Annotated in this window: 17 protein-coding genes; 4 read left to right on the forward strand and 13 right to left on the reverse strand. The window is 41.7% G+C overall.

Going from position 1 to position 19,017, the window contains the following annotated elements:
* Positions 1-132 precede the first annotated feature (132 nt).
* The gene (locus LW728_RS10350; protein ID WP_287668405.1) at positions 133-552 is read left to right on the forward strand and encodes a YraN family protein; all 420 of its coding nucleotides are present in this window, start codon (positions 133-135) and stop codon (positions 550-552) included.
* 589 nt (positions 553-1,141) lie between these two features.
* Here the strand turns inward: LW728_RS10350 and LW728_RS10355 are convergent.
* Positions 1,142-1,960, reverse strand: a complete 819-nt coding sequence (locus LW728_RS10355) for a tetratricopeptide repeat protein (RefSeq protein ID WP_287766596.1) — start codon at positions 1,958-1,960, stop codon at positions 1,142-1,144.
* A 274-nt stretch (positions 1,961-2,234) separates the two neighbouring features.
* Between LW728_RS10355 and patR the strand changes: the two genes are divergently transcribed.
* Entirely contained in the window at positions 2,235-3,107 is an 873-nt protein-coding gene (gene patR, locus LW728_RS10360) for a heterocyst master regulator PatR (protein ID WP_004268060.1), read from the forward strand.
* 68 nt (positions 3,108-3,175) lie between these two features.
* Here the strand turns inward: patR and LW728_RS10365 are convergent, their stop codons facing one another.
* The gene (locus LW728_RS10365) at positions 3,176-3,649 is read right to left on the reverse strand and encodes a hypothetical protein (RefSeq protein WP_004268058.1); all 474 of its coding nucleotides are present in this window, start codon (positions 3,647-3,649) and stop codon (positions 3,176-3,178) included.
* A gap of 38 nt (positions 3,650-3,687) precedes the next feature.
* On the opposite strand from LW728_RS10365, the gene LW728_RS10370 reads away from it, so the two are divergent.
* A complete protein-coding gene (locus tag LW728_RS10370) occupies positions 3,688-4,611 on the forward strand; it encodes a lysylphosphatidylglycerol synthase domain-containing protein (protein ID WP_287766597.1) in 924 nt (307 codons plus the stop codon).
* 65 nt (positions 4,612-4,676) lie between these two features.
* On the opposite strand, the gene LW728_RS10375 is transcribed toward LW728_RS10370, so the two are convergent.
* Positions 4,677-4,913 (reverse strand): hypothetical protein, encoded by a 237-nt coding sequence (locus LW728_RS10375; RefSeq protein WP_004268050.1) that lies wholly within the window; start codon positions 4,911-4,913, stop codon positions 4,677-4,679.
* A 117-nt stretch (positions 4,914-5,030) separates the two neighbouring features.
* Positions 5,031-5,387 (reverse strand): hypothetical protein, encoded by a 357-nt coding sequence (locus LW728_RS10380; protein ID WP_004268049.1) that lies wholly within the window; start codon positions 5,385-5,387, stop codon positions 5,031-5,033.
* 114 nt (positions 5,388-5,501) lie between these two features.
* On the opposite strand from LW728_RS10380, the gene LW728_RS10385 reads away from it, so the two are divergent.
* Positions 5,502-8,828, forward strand: coding sequence for an AAA-like domain-containing protein (locus LW728_RS10385; RefSeq protein ID WP_287766599.1), 3,327 nt, complete (start codon positions 5,502-5,504; stop codon positions 8,826-8,828).
* 268 nt (positions 8,829-9,096) lie between these two features.
* Here the strand turns inward: LW728_RS10385 and LW728_RS10390 are convergent, their stop codons facing one another.
* The 9 genes from LW728_RS10390 to LW728_RS10430 are packed head-to-tail and all read right to left on the reverse strand — an operon-like array spanning position 9,097 to position 18,819.
* Positions 9,097-10,233: a hypothetical protein gene (locus LW728_RS10390; RefSeq protein WP_287668424.1), complete on the reverse strand. Its 1,137-nt coding sequence runs from the start codon at positions 10,231-10,233 to the stop codon at positions 9,097-9,099.
* A complete protein-coding gene (locus LW728_RS10395; protein ID WP_287766601.1) occupies positions 10,233-11,927 on the reverse strand; it encodes a YfaP family protein in 1,695 nt (564 codons plus the stop codon). Before LW728_RS10395 ends, LW728_RS10390 begins: the two co-directional genes overlap by 1 nt.
* On the reverse strand, positions 11,924-13,555 hold the full coding sequence (locus tag LW728_RS10400) for a PrsW family glutamic-type intramembrane protease (protein ID WP_002799066.1): 1,632 nt from the start codon (positions 13,553-13,555) through the stop codon (positions 11,924-11,926). Before LW728_RS10400 ends, LW728_RS10395 begins: the two co-directional genes overlap by 4 nt.
* Before the next feature lie 40 nt (positions 13,556-13,595).
* On the reverse strand, positions 13,596-13,775 hold the full coding sequence (locus tag LW728_RS10405; protein ID WP_287766603.1) for a hypothetical protein: 180 nt from the start codon (positions 13,773-13,775) through the stop codon (positions 13,596-13,598).
* 39 nt (positions 13,776-13,814) lie between these two features.
* Positions 13,815-15,056, reverse strand: a complete 1,242-nt coding sequence (locus LW728_RS10410) for a DUF1036 domain-containing protein (protein WP_287766605.1) — start codon at positions 15,054-15,056, stop codon at positions 13,815-13,817.
* The gene (locus LW728_RS10415; RefSeq protein WP_287766606.1) at positions 15,053-15,427 is read right to left on the reverse strand and encodes a hypothetical protein; all 375 of its coding nucleotides are present in this window, start codon (positions 15,425-15,427) and stop codon (positions 15,053-15,055) included. The genes LW728_RS10410 and LW728_RS10415 overlap by 4 nt, the downstream gene beginning before the upstream one ends.
* On the reverse strand, positions 15,424-16,722 hold the full coding sequence (locus tag LW728_RS10420) for a PP2C family serine/threonine-protein phosphatase (protein ID WP_287668435.1): 1,299 nt from the start codon (positions 16,720-16,722) through the stop codon (positions 15,424-15,426). The genes LW728_RS10415 and LW728_RS10420 overlap by 4 nt, the downstream gene beginning before the upstream one ends.
* Before the next feature lie 12 nt (positions 16,723-16,734).
* A complete protein-coding gene (locus tag LW728_RS10425; RefSeq protein WP_002738410.1) occupies positions 16,735-17,430 on the reverse strand; it encodes a vWA domain-containing protein in 696 nt (231 codons plus the stop codon).
* 57 nt (positions 17,431-17,487) lie between these two features.
* Entirely contained in the window at positions 17,488-18,819 is a 1,332-nt protein-coding gene (locus tag LW728_RS10430) for a protein kinase domain-containing protein (RefSeq protein WP_079208033.1), read from the reverse strand.
* Positions 18,820-19,017: the final 198 nt, after the last annotated feature.

Here is a 19,017-nt window from a genome sequence, read left to right on the forward strand (position 1 = left end):
AGACAGGAGACAGGAGCCAGTAGTCAGGAGTTCGGAGTCAGAAGACAGGATAATAAATCAACGTTGTTCCCTGTTCCCTGTTCCCTGATAACTGATAACTGATAACTGATAACTGATAACTGATAACTGAATATGACAACTGTGGGGGAATTGGGCGAAAATTTGGTGGCGGATTGGTTGCAATTACAGCAATGGCATATCCTCCAGCGTCGTTGGCGTAGTGGCGGCGGTGAAATCGATTTAATCGTTTTGTCTAAATCTCAGGCGATTCTCGCTTTTGTCGAGGTGAAAACCCGCAGCGCTGGCAATTGGGATTTAGGGGGCAAATTAGCAATCGATGACCGTAAACAGGGGAGAATTTACGAAGCTGCTCAGATATTTCTCTCCTTTTATCCCCAATGGTCCGATTTAACCTGTCGCTTCGATGTGGCTTTGGTTAGTTGTCAAAAAAGTTCTCTATTAGCTTTACCTGAGTTTTCCCTTGATTATCCCTGTCAGCTACAGGCAGGTTATCAATTGCAGTTACAGGAATATCTCGTGGCGGTTTTCTAAAAACACAATAGGCCCGCCTAGGGAGGCGGGCTTCATCTTGTACAAACGATATGGACTCCTAAAAAATTAACGGACTCAACATAATAAAGGTTTACGGAACCCACAACAGTCTATCTGTCAACTATCAAGATTTCTCAGTTTACCGACTCAGGTGATGATTACGGCTCACTCCATCTGTCCTATATCGAGCAACAGAGGCGAAACCATACTTTACTTTACAAACTTTGAGAATCTGCGTCCGATTTAGCTGTTGCGTTGAGCTAGAGCAGGTGGCACAGGCTCTAGGTCTTTTTGCCTGGAAGGAAGTTGAGTCGCTTCCTTTGTGCCTTATGTTCTTAAGATAACACCGTTGTCGGGACTCGATCGACCTTGTAATTAAAGTTTACATTTATTGATTTTTAGTAAAAATTGCTGTTACAAAACTATGGGAATTATGAATTATGAATTATGAATTATGAATTGGGAAGTGGGGGAATTATGAATTATGAATTATGAATTATGAATTGGGGAAGTGGGGGAAATGGGGGAATTATGAATTGGGGAAGTGGGGGAAATGGGGAAGCTGTCTCATCACCCTATCTCCTGACTCCTATCTCCTGACTCCTATCTCCTGACTCCTGATTAGGGACTGAATCTCCTCTTTGTAGGCAAAAGGAGCGCGACTGAGAGCCTCTTGAAAGAGGGGTTGAGCCTCTTGATTTTTGCCCTGTTCTTTTAGTACGATCGCAGCCGCTAAAATCGGTCGGAAATCGTTAACATCCATCTGTTGAGCTTGTTTATAGGCGTTTAAAGCTTCTGGATAATTTTGCTGCTCGAAATAGATTTTGCCTAAAAGTAACTGAACGGAAACGATATCGATTAAACTAGCCGAATTATTGGGATCGGAACCAGCTTTTAAAGCGCGATCGATCGTGTCTTTGACCAGACTAATCGCCTCGATAGAGCGGTTTTGGCTGAGAAATAAATTAGTTAATCCAGTTAAGGCCCGCAGATCTTGGGGTTGGGAGGCCAAAAGGGCGCGATAACTGCCTGTGGCTCCTGCATAATCCTCTATTTGCTGTTTCGCTTCCGCCAAAAGTAGTAGATAATCGGATTGTTGGGGGTTAAGTTGCGCTAATTTTTCTAAAGGTTCGATCGCTTGCTTTAAATCGCCCTGCTGTAAGCGAGTATCTAATAATCCCCGCAAAGCCGTCTGATTATCGGGTTCACGCTCTAAAACCATCTGATAACCCAGTGCTTGACTGGCTAATTCCTCTTGTTTCACTGCGGACAGATGACTCTGTCCCGAGGAGTGCCGACTCTGGAGAACAGAAGTCAATAGTGGCATAGTCGAGAAAGACAGCAAAGCAAATAACATCAGGACGAGACCGATGGACAGCCAACGACGGTTAGAGAGAGAAGCTTTCATAGACTGGGGTGCGAGGGGACAGACAAGAAAATGTTATAGAAGTCTGGAGATTTGATTAGGGGATCAATCGAATTCTCCGCTCTTTATTGAGTACAATGGGCAAACGGTCAAGACTCAAAAGGGTTTTGACGAGGTTGACAGTCAAAAGATCATGGTTCTTAATATACTAGATGCCAGTAGAGTCGCCCTAGAGGGTTATTGTAACCCCCCATATCGCGCTTTTGACTTGCTTGATTACTAATTTACTGTGTGTCTCCGCCGCTAGGAGTGTGATATGAATCGTCCTGGGAATCGGTTTACCGAATCACCGAAAACCCCCCCGACTCCTGAAGTGGAAATTCAGGAAGTCTCCGTTGAATCCCCCAATACCGAGGCTGATTTAGCCGTAGAGTCAGCCACCCCCGAAGAAGTCAAACGTCAACAACCGATCCCCCCTCCCAGTCATCTGCGGCAGTATCGGGCGATCGGTCTCGTCTATGGTCATTATCAGCGATCGGAGGAACAATTAACTAAAGGCAATATTTTAACTGCCGATGGTACTCTGATCGATTCTGTGATTCTCGGCCGGGTGATCAGTTTGGTTAAAAATCATCTCGATCTGGAAAAACCCCATCTTTGGGTGGTTTACCCGCGTACCCGTCAGGAAAATGATGCCCTTCATGTTCAGATTGTCGGTGTTTGGGAACCAGAAACCCTGAAAAAAGAGGATGATCAAGAGATAGAGCCACTCCTCGCTTCTACCCCGGGTTATTTTTCGATTCGAGGTGAAGTCATCTTTACTGAACGGGAAAATCAAGCGGTAGTGGTCAAAATCCGACAAATGCCCAAAACCGAAGCGGACAAACCCAAGTTTTTTAAACTAAAATTGCGCGGCACTTTGCCAGGTAAACCGGTCAGTCGTTTTTGGGATTTTCAGGTGCAACTTAAAGGGGATGCCTTAACTATTTTGGAAGGTTTGGACCTCGGTTTTGCCAGCAAGAAAAAACCCATGGGTAAGGGTGGTTTTAAAAAGCCTTTTGATAAAAATCGTCATCCCTCGGCCGATAGATATTCTCGACCGGAAGGGGAAGGAGAAAAGCGACCTTTTACCCCAGGACAATCCCCTATCCCTCGGCCTTCCCGCCCCAAACCCCTATCGGAAAACTAATTTTTTTCTAGGATGGGTGCAGAACCCATCCCTAGGTTTACAGGTTTTTTTCAGGAGTTAGTTGCTCCTTAGTATCTGGGAATACGAGCGCGGATTCTATAACTATAACCTGTTCCCAAAATCTCGGTGATAAAAACTGCTAACTGAGTGCCTAAAATCGCTTCATCGGCAGAACTAAAAGATTTATAATCTTCTATTAACCATTCTTGACCACCATTAACTAGAGTACATCTAAATGTACCAAGAGCTTCGGCGATTTCTGTATGTTCTGTATAGTTTCTCGTTTTTACTTCCCCCGCACTATCTGCCCTCAAACATAATTGATTAAGTTCTGAATGAAATTTGGCAGGAATTTTGTCTAAATCACCCCCTTTAGTCACCCAATGCACAAAAAGATGAAAAGACCAAGGAAGATTGAGATAAACTAGATAACATAAAACCAGAATGATTGTTAAATATAAGGAGGAAGTCAGGAATTTATCATATTTCCTTTTTCGGGATCGATTTAGACGTTTGGCTAGATCTACCTTTGATTTTTTCATAAATTTTAATGGGACAAAAGTAATTCGTAAAAAGTAAGATGTATAAAAAAATTCTGCGTTTTGCTCCGATTATCCTGTCCTTGAGTTTATTTATTCTAGCGGTCTGGGCAATTAGTCAAGAATTTAAACACTACACTTTTGCCCAACTGTTGGCTAGTTTGGATCATATTACCACAAGTCATAAACTAGAAGCTATTTTTTGGATGGCCTTGGGTTATTTGTCGATGACGGGTTATGATCGCCTAGGTTTTTATTATATTAATCATCCCTTAGCTTTAGGCACTATTATCCGTACTGCTTTTATCAGTTATGCTCTTGGTAATACCATTGGTTTAACCTTATTTTCTGGAACTGCGATCCGTTATCGTTTCTATACTCCTGCGGGGGTGGGGGTGGTGGATATTGCCAAAGTCATCACTTTTACCCATTTAAGCTTTTGGTTAGGAATGTTAGGGATTGGTGGTGTAAGTTTCCTCCTCGATCCCCAACGGATTCCTCAACTTTTAAAATTACCTTTTTTAACTACCAAACCTTTAGGAGTAATTTTTTTATTGCTGGTTACGGGATATTTTTTCTTGACTCTCACCTATAAAAAACCGATAAAAATCGGCAAAGAAAATATCTATTTACCCTCTTGGACTCTTTCCCTGGCTTTGATTTTGTTGACTTTTATTGATTGGATATTAGCCGCTAGAGTTCTATATCTTCTACTCCCAGACAACTATAATACTTCGTTTTTAGGATTTTTCGGTCTCTACGTATTTGCCATGACGGCAGGGGTATTAAGCAATGTGCCGGGGGGAGTAGGTGTTTTTGAGTTTATCATGCTGAGATTACGTCCCGAATATGTATCTAATGCCGAGCTTTTAGGTTCTTTAATCGCCTATCGAGCTATTTATTATTTGCTGCCTTTAATTGTCGCTTTTGTCTGGTTGTTGGGTTACGAAGCTCGCAGAAAATAAAGCCCGCCAATTAGCTTAAACGGACAAAAAAAGTCCCCATACCGTCATAGCTGGGGAGCATCAATCTAGTAGGCTAAAGTTTCTAAAGTTTCGCGTAGATAGGAACAAATGCGAGCATCAGCATCGTCTCTATTTTTACCTGATTCTAGTTGTTCTTGCTGCCAACGCCGAAAACCCGAACTAGCGGCGATGGCTTGTTTTAAATGCTCCCAAGTGTGATGCTCTTTGTGAAATGGGGTGTCAGAAAATGTGGTGGAGTTGCCCATCTTTACCTCTGGTGGTAGGGTTGCACCTTTTAACATAACTTAAAAATCGCTGAAAATTCTGATAACTGGGACACAATTAGCCAGAAAAAGGTGTTGCCTAGGGGGAAAGCTTCGGGGATGCCAACACCTTTTTTGAGGGAATCTAGCGGATTTTTAGGAGATTTTGCTGGTTTCTGCCGCTTCTTCTGCCTCCACTGCCGCATTTAAAGCGACGGGGGGAATGGGGATAGAAAATACCGCCGGCAGGTTAGCGGTGGCATCTTCGGGAGGCTGCCCGGAGTGAAAACGACGGTAGGTTAAAACACCAGCTACGGTGATTGCTCCCGTAGCACCGGCAACCCCTAAAATAAGTTTGTTAGCATCCACAGGGAGGGTGTGATTGCTGCCAAAAATGCTTTTACCTTTAGCGAAAGGACAAGCGGAGGCGCTGCCAGCATCAAGAGTACCTAAAACAATGCCACTGACGAGGGTAGCACTAACGGCGATGGAGGTGAAAAAAGTTTTCTTCATAATTGCCTTGGGGATAGGTTGTCAATAGCGATTATCCTTGCATTATAGATATCTAAATCACAATTGTCTATTTTATTTCTGTTGGTGACATTGAAATAATTTTGTTTAAGAATAATGAATTATCAATATCGTGTCGGGGGTAGTCTTGCCTATAACCATCCTACCTATATCGAGAGAAATGCCGATCAAGAACTGTTAACGGCGTTAAAAAATGGTCAATTTTGCTACATTTTTAACTGTCGTCAGATGGGCAAATCCAGTTTAAGGGTACGAGTGACCCATATTTTACAGCAATTGGGCATGGATTGCGCGTCCGTAGATATAACCAGTATTGGTAGCAATGATAATTTATCCCAATGGTATAACGGGGTGATTACCCGTTTGTTTTTAGGATTTAATCTGACGGGAAAAATTAATCTTAAATCCTGGTTGCGCGAGCGAGAGGATTTACCTCCCGTGCAGCGTTTGGGACAATTTATTGAGGAAGTTTTATTAGTTTATTGTCGGGGAGAAAAAATATATATTTTTATTGACGAGATTGATAAAATTCTCAGTTTACAGTTTTCTCTAGATGACTTTTTTTCCCTGATTCGTTATTGTTATAACCAAAGAGCGGAAAATTCCCAGTATGAAAGAATTACTTTTGCTTTATTCGGTGTTGCTACCCCAGCAGATTTAATTCGCGAAAAGACCCAAACATCTTTTAATATCGGCCAGGCGATCGAATTAACGGGATTTAATCTGGCAGAAATTGCTCCTTTAGCCGCGGGATTATCCAGTCAAAGTAATTATCAACCCGACTGGTTAGAAAAAGTTATTTTTTGGACGGGAGGACAGCCATTTTTAACCCAGAAAATCTGTCAGCTATTGCGGGAAACTAATTTAGATATTGAGACGCTGATCAAAGAGAGAGTTATTAATAATTGGGAATCTCATGATGAACCAGTTCATCTGCGAACTATTGCTGATCGCTTGTTAAGAAATCAAGACAAAGCGGGTCGTTTGTTAAGCATCTATCAACAAATTTTAGAAAAGGGTGCAATCGCGTATGATGATAGTCCAGAACAAGGGGAATTAAGGTTATCGGGGTTAGTAGTAAAAAAGGATAATAAGTTAGTAGTTTATAATCCTATTTATCGAGAAATATTTAATCTTAATTGGGTGGAAAAACAATTAGAGCAATTGCGTCCCTACTCAGAAGCACTTGCCGCCTGGCAACAGTCTAATTATACCGATGAATCGCGGCTTTTACGCGGAAAAGCTTTAAATAATGCCCTCGATTGGTCTCAGGGTAAAAGCTTAAGTAATCTTGATTATCAGTTTTTAACTGCTAGTCAAAATCTCGACAAAAGAGAGGCAGAAATTAGCCTAGAAACTCAGAAGCAAGCTAATAAAATTTTAGCAATCGCTCACAAAAAAGCTACGAAAAGAATTCAAATTGGCTCGGTAATTTTAATTGCTTCTCTCCTGGGTTCTTTCTTCGCTTTTATTCAGGTAAAACAAGCGTGGCAGCAAGTAGAAAGCGCTAAATTAGGTATTCAACTACAGCGCAATGGTGACAGTTATTGGCAACAATTTCAATTTGAAGAACTAGAATCTTTAATTGCGGCTATGCAAGCAGTAAATAGTTTAAAAAACATCGTTACTGATGACCAAACCCTGGGTAAATATCCTGCTACCAGTCCAATTATTACCCTACAACAAATTTTAGATCGCATTCAAGAAAAAAACCAACTGCAAGGACACTGGGGAACTATTTATAGTGTTAGTATTAGTCCCGATGGTCAAAAAATCGCCACTGCTTCCCAAGATGGGACGGTAAAAATTTGGAATCAAAAAGGTGATAATATTCAAACTTTGACAGGTCATCAAGGAGCAGTTTATAGTGTTAGTTTTAGTCCCGATGGTCAAAAAATCGCCACTGCTTCCGAAGATAAAACCGCCAAAATTTGGAACTTGCAAGGACAAAATTTAGTCACCTATCCTGACCATCAAGAATCAGTTTATAGTGTTAGTTTTAGTCCCGATGGTCAAAAAATTGTGACTACTTCCAGGGATAAAACCGCTAGATTATGGAATTTATCAGGTCAAACTTTACAGGTATTTAAGGGACATAAAAGATCGATAGATGCAGCTAGTTTTAGTCCCGATGGTCAAAAAATTGCCACCGCTTCCCGGGATGGTACGATTAAAATCTGGGATTTATCAGGTAAAATTATCTTGAGTTTAGGTCAAGAAAATATTGAGGCTTTTTATAGTGTTAATTTTAGTCCCGACGGTCAAAAAATTGCCGGAGCAGCGGCCGATAAAACTGCTAAAATCTGGGATTTACAGGGAAATTTAATAGCTACTTTCCGGGGACATCAAGATTTTGTCAACAGTGTGAATTTTAGTCCTGATGGCCAGTTTATAATTACCGCATCTAGTGACGGTAGTGCTAAAATTTGGGGACTGCAAGGGGAAGAAATAACCACTCTGAGAGGACATCAAGAATCAGTTTTTACTGCTGTATTTAGTCAAGATGGAAAAGAGGTGGTAACTGGATCGAGTGATGAAACGGCTAAAATTTGGCAGCTGAACAATTTAAATCAAGCTAAGGCCGATAATACCAGTGTTACCATTAATTCCCGGGGGAATATTATCGCTATTGCTAATAAAGATGGTCAGATTACTTTACTCGATTCCCAGGGAAAAAACATTAGAGAATTTGCCACAAAAATGCGCTCAATCTATAGTATAGCTTTTCATCATGATGATAATCAGATAGCGATTACAGGAAGAAACGGAAAAGTCCAAATCTGGAGTGAAAAAGGAACAATGCTTCAAGAATTTACTGCTAGTCAAGTACCGATTTATAGTCTTGCTTTTAATGGAGAGGGAACAGCAATAATCACGGGAACAAGCGAGGGAAAAATTCAATACTGGCATTTAAGCAATCATCGGCCTCAATTGATTAATTCTTGGACAGTTGATGATAGTATTATCTATGATTTGGTGTTTTCTCCTGATCATCAAAAAATTGCTACCGCTACTCGGGGAAAGATTAAAATTTGGGATTTACAGGGCAATCTTTTAAAGGAGATTAAAACCGATTCTTTTCCCGTTTATGGAGTTAGTTTTAGTCCCGATGGTGAGAAAATCGCCGCTATTTCAAGGGATGGTACAGCTAGACGCTGGGACATGGACGGAAATTTGCGCTCCGAGTTTAAAATAGAAGAAGATATCGTCTATGGGATCGCTTTTAGTCCTGATAGTCAAGAGATTGTGATTATTGCTAGGGATGGTCAAAAGCATCGATGGCCCTTAGAAACGGAATATGATTATTTACAAAAATTGCTCGATCGAGGTTGTCTTTGGTTAGAAGATTATCTCAGGACTCGTCCCGAAAAACGAGAAGCTCTATCCCCCTGTACTGGGAAAATAAAACCATTCACCTTTTAAACTTGGTTTGACTGGGTGGGGGGTGAAGGTTAAATTAATTAGTTAATTTCTTGATCTCTTCGGTTTGTCTTATGCAACGGACAGGGTTATAAGGGATGAAACCCTTATAGAAACAGACATTACTGCAATTTTTGTCAATTGTTTGCAATCTGGAGCGAACTAATCAATTAAATCTCTTGCCAGATCAGGATTTAGTCGATTTATGTCTCCATATAGAATCATACCAAGTAACGAAGAACCCAACATTTTGGGTTTTAACGCTAGAATTTTATCTAAACTTTGTCACTTTAATGAATTCAGATGCTGTAATTTTTAACTCTCCATCCAAGTTTCTCACGGTGTACGATCTGAGTTCTCTTTGGGTTGAACCATCGGGATAAACATAAGTATTTTGTCCTATAAAGTTTATCGAAGTATCTGTTCTCGAAGTAACTTGTAAATCTTCGACAGTTACTCTTTTAAATTGACTGAAGAAGCTAGGAGAAGAAAATGACTCTGCCAATTGTGGGCTATATAAAGACCTTGCCTGATCGAAGTTTTTTTCTGAAAGCGCATAGTACAGATTTTCAATCAGGGATATCGCTTCGCCTTCGTTGATATCTTGATTGACACTTTCACTAGGAACAAAAGTTTCTGATTTCTGACGCTCTGCTTCCAGTCGGGCTTCTGCTTCTTGTCTCCTTCTTTGTTCTTCTGCAAGTTGTTGTTCTGCCTCTTTTCTTCGACGTTCGGCCTCTTCTCGTTGGCGCTGTTCCGCTTCTAGACGTTGTTCTTCTCTGGCTTTCAATTCGGCTATTTCTCGATCGCTCGCCTGTTTTTGCTGTTCTTGAAAATGCACTACACTGCCCGCTAATGCCAAAACTCCCACTGAGCCAAGAGCGATCGCAATCTTTGTCCAATTGTTTGAAGGTGAAGGAGGCGTTGGCGGGGGTACTGGCTGAGAAGGAATGGTGACGGGATTGACAGGCAGTTGCACGGGGATAGTTGAAGAAACCGAGAAAGAGGAAGTTGGTTGCCCAGCAGAATCTGGTACAGGAGTCGGGATTGGCGTAGGAATTGGTGGATCCGATGAAGGGTTGGTTTTAAGGTCATTGCTTGAAATCACCCCCAAAGCTAAAGCCCAGGATTCCACTGCCCATCTAGCGGCCTCTTCAGCTAACCCCAGATTATCTTGCAGTTTTTTGGTTAGTCGTGCTAAAAATACCACTGGTGGCGTACTATTTTGCGAGGCCAGTAAATCGGCGGGGACTCGTTCTTTCAGTGCGCCTACGAGAACCGCAATTTCCTTCTGATACTGTCCACATAAGTCTCGTAGCAGTCCCTCACAGCGTTGTGGTTCATCACATAGAGAACGACCATATTGAATAATAATTTCCTTGAGTTTTTGACGGGGTAAATCATTCATCAGCAAATTTCTCCTGCTACTGAACCAAAGTTAATTTTAGTGCCAACCGTAAGCTTGATACTGCGCCCAGGATCGATTTGCTTTTGCTCACCGTTAGCTAAAGTTACAGTCCAAGCTCGATGGGAACAGTTCTGTAGCCCCAATACACTAGGATCTTTAGGATTAGGATTCACCTGTGCTACCACACCATCAGCACCTTGAGATTCTAACCCCGGAATCTCTCTTGCAGTTAAGCGAGTTCCATTCGTTAGAGAAATGACTTGTCTTTTAATGTGCAAGGAAAATTGAGTCTGAGGTTGAGAATAGGAAGGGGAAGACCTATCCTGATAAGCTTCTGGAGAAGCACGATTAAGATCGCGGTAGGCTAATTGATCTGGTGCATCGGCACTGTGAACAAAGACGGTAAGATTGCCCACTCGCTGATTATCCCCTGGTTGGAGTGGCTGAGTTACCCCAGTGGCGATATCTTCGCAGAGGATTTGACCTTGGCTGAGTCGGTAACGCAGGGCAACAGGTGGCGCATTCGGGGCGTAAATAGTACAAGCTTTGGCATCGCCACCAATACTGACGGGTTCGGCTCCCAGATTGACTGTGCGGCTCTCTTTGGGATTGTATTGAATCTCCAGCCAAGCTGTACGAAAAGCGACTTCAACGAAAACGACCATTAAGCCGATAAAAAAGCCTAAAATAACCGCTCCAACCAAACGACCAGAGGCATCACCGGCACTCTGGGAAACCAACAAAAAGGCTAAAGCACCAAAGAAACCGCCGATCGCACCAGCAATAGTCGCTCGTTTTGCTTGTAGGTTAGAGATGAAAAAGCCCATCCCCCTTCCCAAAAGCCCTCCCAAAAGCGTCCAGCCAGCGATCCAGCCAGCTTTAGCGAGGATTTCTGACTGGGCAACTAAACTCAACAGTGCTTGAGCAGAACCACCAGAAACGAGGCCTGCTAATAGCCCTCCTGCAAGTAAGATAGTGCCTTGACGAGTGGATAAAAACGGACGATGAAGATAGAAGTTTTGCCCGATTGCTAGGGCAAGAGATAAGCCAATGGCAAGCAAGGCTGTCCATAGACCGACAATAAACACCATATACCAAAACTGCTGGGCGTTAGGCTGCTGTTGTGCTGGTTTTGCTTCAATGGTGAATTCATAAATGGGTCGCTTTGGTTGACCATGAGAAATAGAACCAGAAAATTCTTGACTATTCCCCTCTACTAATACACCGACCGTAAAGGCAGTTGGGTCAGCCTCGCCATGATTGGCATAATGATTGACAAACACCTGATATTTTCCTTTTGGTGCGCCTCCAGCAGGCCAGTAAATGTTTTCTACTGGCTCTTTTGATTGCCGTCCACTTGCGTTCATATCAACGTCAAGTTCGCCTCCTGATTGCGATCGCTTGTGCGAGTAATAAATCTCCTCTCCTGATGGATCGATACAATGTATATCTAAATCGTTGTAGTTATTCCATAACAGAGAAAGCTGAACATCCCCTGTTTTAGCTCCCTCTCTTTGCAGTCGTTTAGTCAGTTCTGGATTAAACACAAGTGCAGGTGTCGAGGCTTCTTGTTGTGTTTGTGGCAGCATTGTCCAAGATAAGAACCATTCACCCAATAACCATCCGATTAGGCAACCAAAAGCCCCTAATAAGCCGAATAAGAGAACCTTTTTCCAACTTGATGATTGTCTCATGATCGCACCTCTCCTTGAACTGAACCAAAGTTAATTTTCGTGCCAACCGCAAGCTTGATGCTGCGCCCAGGATCGATTTGCTTTTGCTGCCCGATAGGTAAAGTAGCTATCCAAAATTGATTGGAACAGTTTTGCAACCCTAAAATGCTGGGATCTTTGGGATTAGCATTTACTTCAGCGACTATTCCATTAGCACTTTGCGCTCCCAACCCAGGAATCTCCCCTGCCTGCAACCGAGTCCCGACAGTTAAAGGAATCGTCTTCTGCTGAATCCGCAGCGAAAAGGGAGCTTGAGGTAGGATCGGTGGACTGTAATACTGAGTCGCCCAATTCTGAGAACGAATTGGTGAAAGTTGCCGAGCTTTCAGAATGGCTGCCATTAAGAAGGCATAAGCTAAAATTCCGGCAAAGGCAGTGACGAGATTGCTGATAGCACCAGAAGCGTTCCAAAGGGCGTGCAGTGCTGATGCTGTCAAGTAGCCTATAGCCAAGATTGACCAACGTCTAGACGGTTTCAGGACGCTTAAGCCAATGAAATAACCAAAATAGCCGCTATAAGCCATGTGTCCGGCTACAGAACCAATAATTCGAGGAATGAGTAATTGTATCCCGATTAATTCTCCTGCGCCTTCCCCTGCCTGAGTTGCTACCTGCTGAATCGCTCCAGGCACATACTGTCCCAGGGTTTCTAGGAGGGTAAAGCCAGCAGCAGAGGCAGTTGCTAAGAGAATGCCATCAAGGGGTTCCCAGACACCCACTCGCTCTCGCCAAGGGGTTCTGAGCATTCGTCCTATCCCCAGCGCAAGGAAGACAGGTATGGCTTTGAGGAGTTCTTCTGCCATGCCTGCACCAAAAAAATAGTGGATAAACGAAGAAAGAAATCCTATTTCTGTTCCTTCTGTCGGTATTTCTCCTGGCAGGATTTGACGGAAAACCAAGATAAATAGCGACCAAATAGGACTGAGCAAGAGTAAAACGGTAGTTATTGCCGATCCTATCAGCAACCACCAGGGTTTTTGTTTGCCGCCCAATTGATAGACGAAGTAGTAGCCTGCCCCAATCAGATAGACTGCTAATAGGGCATTGAATAGGTCAGGATTACCGATCGCAGCAAATAGTCCGACGACTAATAAGACGGTAAGGACACCTGGTATCAGGTAAGCTTTTTTAAATAAATCCTGCCTTGTCGCGATGATGGGCAGCATTTGACTTAAATGAAGGGAGTCGCCAGGTTGGATATTTAAAGGACGACCAGGAAGTCCTGGATTGCTAACTTGACATTCAAAGACGAATTCTACACCCTGCTGACCGAGAGAAATGCGATCGCCTAATTGTAATGTCCGACAACCTTGCAATCGCTGGTTATTAATATAAGTGCCATTGGAACTCCCTAAATCACAGATTTGCCAAGAAGGAGGACTTCCTGAAGGCATGACGGGACGAATTTCTAGATGGCGACTAGAGACTCCTGGATAGTTGGTGGAGTTGAGAACAATTTGACAGTTTGGCTCTCGTCCAATGACAAGAGATTGATGGGTTGATAAGGGATGATGAGTAGGTGTAGTGTGGGCGGCTGCTTTAGGGTAAATTTGTCTTAAATAAGCGTTGTACTGAGGTTGTTGTGTCATTGGATTTGCCTATTTTCATTGAGGTAAGTGAGGTATTTCTTTATAAATAAAAAATTGGTAATGGCTGCAAAGGACAATTTAATTTAAGGACAGAAATTTCTTTCCGGTACTGCCCACAAAAAACCCTGAGTAGAGCTTGACAAAGTTTAGGATCGTAGTAAACTGAATGACTGTACTGGGTAAAAATTTCTTTGATTTTTTGTCCTGGTAAGTTGTTCATATTTTTTAACACTCAATTGAATATCAGTGAAATATAAAATTATTCTGTATAATTTTTATAATCTTTAAACTTATAGTCATTGACTCCTGGGAAAACCAAAAACTTAATGGCATTAACCTTATAATTATCACCAGAGCATTCCATTTCATCAGACTTTTCAAATTCAAATGCTGTTCTTGTTACACAAAATGAAAAATCATCAGCTCCCCACTTAATATTGTTTATTTGTCCATGAATGTAGATATCTCCTCGCTTGTTAAAATCTACGAAAACTTTTGTACATTCTCCTTTTTTAATATTCCACCATCCTCTTGATTTCCATCCGTCTCCGTCCCAATACATAATTGCAGCATCAATTATGTCATTAGAAGTTTGATTGCAAAGGTTTAAATAAGTATCTCCAGATATATTAAGATTATTCTCCAGATTATTCTCAACATTTTCTAGAGTATTTTGAAAATTTTGTACTTGATTATAAAGCAAATTTCTCTTATTTGTAATATTCTCAACTTTTTGATTATGTTCAGTTATAAGATTCTCAACTTCTTGATCATGTTCAGTTGTCAGGCTCTTGATTTTTTGATTATGTTCAGTGATCAAATTTTCATTTTTTTGATTATACTCAATTGTAAGATTGTTCAAATTTTCAGTAAGATTGCCCATTTGTTGATTTTTTTGATAAGCATAAATTCCAAGCACAAAAGCTGCTAATGCTGAGATGCCAGCCAATATAGAAACAAAATTGGCAGCAAACTTATGGGCTGATTTCTGATTAATATTTTGCTGTTGTCTGGCTGTTGTTATTGCTTCATTTAGCTTGCCTACTTCTTGTTTCCATTGCTGTATTTCTTGCTCGGATTGATCTAATTTTTTTTCATATTCTTCTCTTTGTTTTTGCTCTTTTTCTGCTTGTTGTTGTCGTTCTAAAATTAATTGTTGTTGACTCTGAAAGTCATTTTTAGTTCGTGGTTGGGAAATCACCCCTAATGCTAATCCCCAAGAATCTACAGCCCAGTAAGCAGATTCCTCAGCTATTCCTAGCTCATCTTGTAATCGCTTTGTAAGCTTGGATAAAATAACTGCTTGAGGAATCTGATTCTGGGATTTTAGTAACTCGGTAGCCACGCCTTTTTTAAGAGCATTCACTAAAAGAAAGACTTCCTTGCTATATTGCCCACAAAAGTCCTTTAGTAATCCTTCACAGCGTTGAGGGTTGTCAGAAACATCCTGTCCGTACTGGGTAATAATTTCACAAAGCTTTTGTCGAGGGAAGTCGTTCATAGGTCTTTTCCTGCGCTCAGGTTTTCGATGTAACCACTAATTTGAGCTTTAGTTCCACACCAAGGACAGGTATGAAAGCTACCCTGCTCACCTCCGCAAGATACTTTATTACAGCGAGAGAATAAAGAACCCCCGCATTTAACAAAGCTCTTTTGTTCGCAGTAAGAACAACCCGGATAAGTATCATCTACCGAAAAACTGCCAGCAATTTGGCTTTTGTCGTAGCATTCCCGTTTTGCGGCTGCTTCCTTAATGGGAAAAGCCCAATCAGCTATCCACTGATTTGGTAATTTTTCCTCCATGCGAATGCCAAAGCTTTGCTTGGAGTGGCTACATCGAGCCATGATGATAACGACTTTAAGAGTAGTCATCGGGTTGAGATCCTGTTGAAAGATGATTGTTCAGAAGTATTTTTAGCGGGTTGTTGTTTAATTTTGATCCGATTGATTTCTAACTTCATCTCATTTTCTGTCTGTTGTTGGCGTTTTAACTCTGCGTTAATCCCGTCCAGACGAAAAAAAAGAGAAACACTGAGGGCAGTGCTAATAACAGATAAAGGAAGCGTCACAATTAAACCTAGTATTACCAAAACAACCTTGTTATCAATTTTTTTTTGATGGTTATCTAAGCGTTTTACCTTACTCTCAAATACCGAGATATTCTCTTGTTGTCTCATGTTGGACTCCTCAACTAATATAACTTTCCTATCTAAATCTTCTACACGGTCTGTTAGATAATCCCGATCATCGGTTTCAAGTCTTTTAATCATGCCTAGAGTGATGTCATCTCCGCTGCCTTTTTCTGAAGTCTCTTGAAGAAATCCTTCTAATTTTTGTCGGACTTCTTCAGTCAGATTTGACTTGAACATCTGTCGATAATCTTGACCAATTTTAAAAAATCCTTCATCAGTAGAAAAAGAATTAGAATAGCCATCAGTAGAAACCAGAATTAAAGCAGGTATTTCTTTGGGCGTACCTTGTGGATACAGTTTTATATGAACCTGAAATTCATTCCATGCCTTATTCATACAGAGTGAAGTTGTCTCATTGGCAATTAGGTTGGGATCCCGCTCCAAAGGTCGAGTCGTATTTCCCTTAGAATCCACCTCAAGAATGTCCCCATCACCTAACTGAATATAGACAATGAAAAACTCGGTCACTAAAACTGCCAAGACGGTGGCCCCATAAGCGAGAAAATAGTTATTTTCAACGGCTTGCCAAGCAGCTTCTCCATCTTTATCAACAAGAATCTGTTTCTCTTCATCAGTAAAGTTGGGTTTATTAGTTAATTTTTCTTCATCATTTTCTGACAAACCCAAATCTTTGTTGACAGCTTTTCTCCACTCATTGACAAGTCGCGGTGGTAGAAGTCTTTGGGCTGCATCTTTCAGTGCTGAGAAATTAATATCACTCGATTGACTGCTCAAGAAAAATTCTTGAATTACTTTAATTGCCGTTTCAACAGCAAAACGAGAGCCTCTATCGCTGCGAAAACTTTTGGCACTGCCATGGCCATCTGATACAGCCAAAATCAATGGCAAACCGATGCCTGATTCTGGAAACCAGCGAATGGCATCCTGATTGGGCAATCCAGAACGCACATGAGAGGCTCCTTTGACAGATTCACCAATGCACCGCCATTTTAGTTGGGGTATATTTTCTTTCATGAGTCCTCCATTTCACCAGACATCAGATGCACTATCGATAACATTTTGAGGCACTGGAATTGGGACATTTCCGCCTCCAAAATTAGAGTTTTTGGTTTGACTGCTAGGAGAAGAGGCAGCTTTTAAAACAACAGTAGAAACCCATTTAATCTGTTTGACTAGATTTTCGGGACTATTAGATTGAAGAGGCCTTAGTTCTGAGTGTCCAATAAACTTCTGCAATGGTTCATGATCTGCATCTCCACCAACTGCGATTGCAATTCGTACAGCCTTCTTGCCCCAAGGCTGTTCCATCAAGTGTCTCAGTCCACTGCTAAAGTCGTCAGTCGGCTGACCGTCAGAAATCAGCACTAAAACAGGGGGAAGCGCCCGGTCAGTCATGGGCGGTATTTTAAGTTGGTCTGCAACCATAGAGAGGGCTTTACCCATATCTGTGACACCATCAGCGGTCAAATCTGTCCACTTAAAATTTTCAACTGGTGTAGGTTGAGCTATGTGCCACTGCGCTCCACTAGAAAATTTAAGGGCGCGAACTAATACTTGTGCATTGGGATTCTCATTTGCTTCTTTTTGCATTAAGGGAATTGCTTCACGAATGGCTGTATTGAGAACCTGGATTTTGCCGTTTACAGACATAGAACCAGAACAATCACAAATCCAGATAAAATGTAAGGGGCGGCTTGACAACCCTTCACCTGGTAGTGGCATATTCAATATCTCCTTGATTCAGTAAAAAAAGTGGATTTCTAAACAGGGAATAACATTTCAAAGACGAATCTCACCTTCTGCTTTGCCGAAGTTGATCTTTGTTCCTACAGCCATAGTTGCACTGCGTCCTGGTTCGACATCCTTAACTTGATTATCAGCCGTAGTACAGAGCCATTTTTCTTGCATAAGATTTTTAATTCCCCAAATATTAGGATCATTGGGATGTCGAGTGACTTCAGCGACTGGTTGAGAAAAGTCAAACAATTTTACATTAATATGATGGGGAAATAGCTTGGTATCATGATTCAACATAATGATATTTTTGTCAATGCGAATTCGAGGGGGCAAGCGAATTTCTTTCTGACATGACCAACAAGGGTTAGGTTTACCGCCTGATGCTTTTATTACATCAGGATCGTAGAAGTTCTCAGCGCCACAGTGAGGACAGTAGATGATAGAATCGCGCAAGTTTACCATTGCTCCCCGCCACTCTGACTCCCTGACGCGGCCATTTTCTGGGTCTTGAATACCTTTAGTAAATGCCTTGGTAAACAGTTCGCGGAGAAATTGTGGATAAATAGGCCAGAAGGCAAGGGCATTATCATGGTAGCCACGTACTGGTACATTGGAATTGTCTTTGGGGTCAAAAATGAACACCGCCTCAGTACCATAAAGCTTATTCATCGCTGGAGCGTCCAGACATTTAATTTCGGTTTCTTTCTTTCCTTCCAAGGGGTGATGGATCATTAACATATAGAACAGTAAAACTGCCAAAGAGTACAAATCCGTTTGCGTACTCGGTCTCGCTTGTTCAGTAATGATTTCTGGTGCTATAAAGCGTGGTGTTCCCATAACACCACCTTCTTGATCCCCATTGATGGTGACGTTATCGTTATCACAGATTAAAACATCCCCAGTGTTGGGATTAAAGAAAACATTACCGAAAGAGATATCGCGGTAACATAACCCTTTGGTATGAAGTTGAAAAAAGCCATCGGCCAGTTCAAATCCTGCGGTTGTTAAAGCTCTGAAGGTGGGTTCTGGTTTAATGCGCCGTTTCATTAGATCGACAAAGCCTTTATATTGAAGTTCTCGCAATGGCATGACATAGCCAAACCCTTCTATGCCAGGCTCTGATACAATATCTATAGGCCACAGAAAGCGATCACTCGGTGCGCCAGAATGGATCGCCGCCTCAAGCCGTTCGTACTGGCGAGGATCTGCCTGAATGGAGTGGGAGTAATACCATTTCAGCGCTACAGGCTGACCGGCTAAATTAGCTCGATAGACTTCTCCTTGACCGCCACCGCCAAGTAATTGCTCTACCGTGCAAGGGGTTTTAGAAGATTCTGTATGGACTGTCTGTCCAGATTTGAGTAGGTCACTCACCTTGTTCCTCCTTTTTAGGGTAACTTAAGCAAATGGAATGTTTTTGAAGGTGATTCTTCTTTCTTATAGCTCAAGTAAATATAATTAGGGTTTGCTGAAAAAGTCATTGAAAAGTACAGGTCTCTTAATCAATGATTTCACTTAGCTACAAGCATAAGCTTTAGTTGTTGATTAATTTTTAATTTATAACTTATCCTA

This window comes from Microcystis sp. 49638_E5, assembly GCF_021300285.1.
Lineage (GTDB): Bacteria > Cyanobacteriota > Cyanobacteriia > Cyanobacteriales > Microcystaceae > Microcystis > Microcystis aeruginosa_C.